The following is a 4409-nucleotide window of genomic DNA, read 5'->3' as shown; positions in this document are numbered from 1 at the left end:
ATCTCTCCAGGTCTAGCGTCTAGGTAGTAACTATCTACATCTCCAAGATCGGTCGAGAAACCGTAGATCTTTTCATTCAGCGGCGCAGTGCCGGAGAAGAAGTAAGGGTTATTGCCATCAACAAGAAAGGGGGATGTTTCCATGTTCACATCAGTTACCCGCAAACTGTATCGCTGTTGAACACGAAAAAGGGGACTGTCATATTTGTTTATGCAGCTTCGCGCTCATCCTTCCTTCTCCAGCATCGACCGGAGGGAGGCGATCATGGTGTCATGCAAAGACTGAAAGTAGGAGTGGATGCATCCGTTACTTCTGCCAACTCAGTACATTAGATTCTGACTGGAGAAAAGGAAGTTCTGTGAAGAAGAAGCTTCCGAGAGTGAATGCGGAGGTAAGTGCAAACGACTCTAGATGGCATGTAGAGATCGTTTACCTTATGTTGGTCATTTTTGAATGAATAGGACCTGGTGTCAAGGATCACAAAGATTCAGAAGAACCATGAGAGTTATTATCTGTTAGACAAATGATAAGAGGTTGGTGATCCGTCTCCTTTTTGTCCGTCTCCAGGTGCTTTGAGGCAGACCCCTATGGGGGTAAGTGGCATCCGTGGGGGTATGTGATGCGGCTTCGGAAATTTGCGACCGGAATGCAGACTGCTGTCAAGGACTGAGAAAATATGGGGTGGAGGTCGCAGCCAAAATGATCTAGATCAAGGTAAATGGAGTTTGAGGGAAGATCCCAACATCGGCCAATTGGTTCCTTATATTTTGTTGATCTAGCAATGTCAGCTGAAATGAGTCTAGTGCTAAATCCCCAAGTGCATGCAAACTCGGGACTGGGGTTTTGATAAAAGGTGTTTTCTTAACCGCCTCTAGAGGCTGGAATTCAATGAACTCAATGCCTTTTAAAACGAGCTGACTGGCACCGTCCCTAGTGCGTAGGACAGTTGTAACTGGATCGATAGAACCAATGAGGTAGTCACCTGCTTCGCCAGCAACCATCACTCGGTCAACTCCGGCACCTCCAGTGATCACATCGTATCCAGACGAGACCTCGAAGCGGTCGTTACCGTCATTACCAATCAGGACATTATTGAATTGGTTGTCTTTAAGGATGTCATCTCCATATCCACCAATGGCATTCTCAATGACCGTACCCACAGCCAAGGAAAGGTTATTTAGACTTCCATTAATCTGAGAAAAACGAGTTTTGTACTCATCGCCGGTCATCACATACAAGTCAATCAGACTTGACTTGGTGTAACCGCTGAAGTCAAGCGTATCAATGCCACTTCCATCGGCAATTGTCAGTGCGACACGATAATTATAAAGCTCGTTCAAACCAGCATATACAACACTCTCCTCCTCAGAGATCGTGGAGCCAAAACCATAGCGGGTATCACCGTTAAAAGCACGGCTTGTGCCAAAAGGACGGCCCTCACTGTCAGTCTGCTTTGCGTAGATTGAATCCAACGCAAGGAAATCAAGCGTTCTTGGGGTCAGATTCAAGAGCCATACACCATCAGTATCTTTCACACCCAATTTGCCAGCGATATCTTGACTCACGTATGACATCAGTGACTCATCAAAGCTATCCTGATTCCAAATCAGCTCAGAACTACTTTTTGGCTGACCACCGTTGTAGTTTCCAGGGTGCTGAAGGCCAAAAACATGACCAAGTTCGTGAACCGTATTCTTAAAGACTTCATGCGCAAGGGCTTGAGCCTTGGTTGAGCTGGTACCCTGGTAATCCCAGTTGTATTCAGCGCTTTGACCGGTTGGAATATAAAAATGATTTGGTGAACTAAAATCTGCATATTTTCCTGTCGACCAGGGCAGATTGACGTACGTAAAAGCAGCGACTTGTCCGCCACCATAATCGACAAGAAAAGGCTCTCGTGTTTCGGTATCAGCACTCCCAAATGCTGGCAGCATACCATTAACACCTAAAAAGACGTTGGACCTATCAGGATCCAGAACCTGGGCATTAAGATTATAATCAAACCCAAGAGTTGACTTGTATACTTTTAATGCTTCCTCGATAAAAAGGCTTGGCAGACTAGCTGTGCCGGCGCGAGCACGATCAGGATATGCTTTAACAATTTCCGGGTTCTGGCCAGCAGGATTAGAAGAGAAAAAAGTTCTCCATGTATTATTAGGATTTTGTGGATCGAGGTCTCCGTCAATTGAATAGTCCTGGCCACGCTGAAGCTCAGCATCAAGATCAAAGTTGTAATTAGAAGCAAGGCTCACTTGCAGGCTGTCCTGCAGAGGGCCTGCATAAATAGGAACCGTGCCGTCAAGCGCGCGCGGTCCGTCAGCACCAAAGTTCAGATTCGCAAGGCGTTTCGTAGCAAGAGAGTCACCACGACGAAGAGTCGCAAGAACTGCCTCATTGAGGGTAAAGCTTTCGAGCATGATTTGGCACCAAGGATGAAGAATGGGGAAGCAACTAAATAGCTTCACGCCGAGGTCAGAGAGTTATGCAACTGCGCCAATTTCCAATTCATTGGCATTGCGGCTTATTCACTCCTCTAGCCTAAAGAACTCCAATTTAAAACTAGCAGCTCTTGCCAGGGTCGCCTAATCAGCAACAAAATGATGCATTCGGACGAAGAAGGAACATCATTTGGAGCTTGTCTCGCTCCTAGTATCTGCCTGTAGGTCTTGATTGATGGTAGGCCAACTTTGATCCTCAGCCTGTCCAGGACGTTCATCCGCTTACTCGACCCATCACCACTTGAGCGGCTGCCGGATCACATGTTCACGACCGTTGGGGCGGGCGCAAGGGAACAGTTTCATGAGGCGGGGTGGCACCCGTCTCTTTTTTGTCCGTCAGCAGTTGCTTGGTCGGAGACCCCTATGGGGGTACGTGGAGTCTTTATGAGTACGAGCTCGGGGTTCGGAAATTTGCGGCAGAAGGCGCTTGGGACTAAAAGCAGACCGTATTTGAGAAAAGCCAAACGGTATGCCACACACAGCTCTTCCTATCTCAAGGGAATTAGGTGTTGACTGAAAAGCCAAGGTGTGAGAGTCAATAGATCACGGGAACTACGACACTTGTCCAGAATAAGGACTACAGAAAGCGTCTTCAGATATAGCGAGGAACGCAATCAAACAACGCTGTAAGCAAAGCCATTTGGAAAATCACCACTGATAGGCAGAGAGAGAAACTTGCCGTACAGCTCAGAGGAACTCGCCTTGAAAGGAGAGATATTTCGTGATCCTGGACTGGAGATACCCCATGGATTATAGATAGTAAACTCGGTCGTAGGCTGGTCATACTCGACAATCCCAAAGGCATGACCGGGTCTAAAGGTGTAGCCGTCTGTATTTGGAGGAATAGGATTAAGAGACGCGTCCACCCAGCTGTTGCTTATAACTATTGCAGGTCCATTCCCTGCGTTGATGGCCGATTCATATCCAGCCAGATACTGCTGCCATTGAGAAAATGAGGTATAGACAGCATTCACACTGAAGCCTGCGCTGGCTGTATCTATGTTGGTGCCATAGATAACAGCGCTAGGCTCGAGCATCGCTAATCCCTCGCCAAATCCGGCGTCAATAGATGCAAAAGAATTAGATCCGTACTGAAGACCTCTATAAGCAGAAAATAGCTTAAGTTCCGATGCTTGTGCAGCAGCCTTTTCAAGCAGAGAAGGCCATAGCTGATCGGTCAGCGCTCCAGATCGCGTAGACTTCATTCCGGCTATGTTATCTCTACGTCCATTGTCATAAACAGGTACTTGCCTGTTCACGGTAACCCAATGCTCACTAGCACCTCTATTGTCTAATGGCAGACTTTGACCCGTAGGGATATCCCAGAATCGAACTCCGTATGTGCCATCTCCATTATCAATAAATAAGCTCCTGATTGTATCGGGCCTGAATTCGGCAATCGATGCGGTAGCAGCTACAAACCAGCAATCACCGAGACCTCCCTGATTGACGACCGAAAAGTCAATGTCGCCTTCAAAGAGAGGACCCGAGCCAGCTGCATAGGCCACAATGCGGTCGGGTTCGTTATGAGCTGCATCCCCCGGGAAAGTGGGATTAGGCAAGTCTGCACCTAAAAACCACTTGCCGACCAACTTGTCGAGCTGTTCAGAAGACGATCCAGCATGTAGGTCTCCCAAGTGATCAGCCTTAAGACGACCGCCTGTGTAGTATTCGTTAGCTACAGAGCCAAGGACGACGTTGTCAAAGATCTGCTGGTAATAGGTGGCCGTGTCAGGTGCTAAATATGAAGAGAGGTTCCCAGATATTACACGTAGGTCATTGAATTCCTGAGCTGATACTTCGCCACCATCTCCGGCGCTATAAAGAAGGTTCTCAAGCTCCTTCTTGGTGAGAACAGAGTCACCAATGGCACTGTCAAAAGAAGCCTTGGTCTCTAGATCCTGCAACCCC

General features: G+C 47.6%; 2 protein-coding genes. Both read right to left on the bottom strand.

Annotated elements, in window-relative coordinates; translation table 11 throughout:
- Positions 1 to 704: 704 nt before the first annotated feature.
- Positions 705 to 2417, bottom strand: coding sequence for a M10 family metallopeptidase C-terminal domain-containing protein (locus tag CB0205_RS15740; RefSeq protein WP_083797955.1), 1713 nt, complete (start codon positions 2415 to 2417; stop codon positions 705 to 707).
- Between the two features lie 695 nt (positions 2418 to 3112).
- Positions 3113 to 4409 (bottom strand): C2 family cysteine protease (locus CB0205_RS15560; protein WP_071778004.1); only part of this gene is annotated, 1297 nt, incomplete at its 5' end.

This window comes from Synechococcus sp. CB0205, from assembly GCF_000179255.1.
GTDB lineage: Bacteria > Cyanobacteriota > Cyanobacteriia > PCC-6307 > Cyanobiaceae > Vulcanococcus.
Note: the sequence above shows the minus strand (reverse complement) of the source record. Positions and strands in the feature narration are given on the sequence as shown.

Excerpts from the sequence above, each read along its gene's own strand:
- CB0205_RS15740 (WP_083797955.1), bottom strand. The coding sequence starts at position 2,417 with ATGCTCGAAAGCTTTACCCTCAATGAGGCAGTTCTTGCGACTCTTCGT.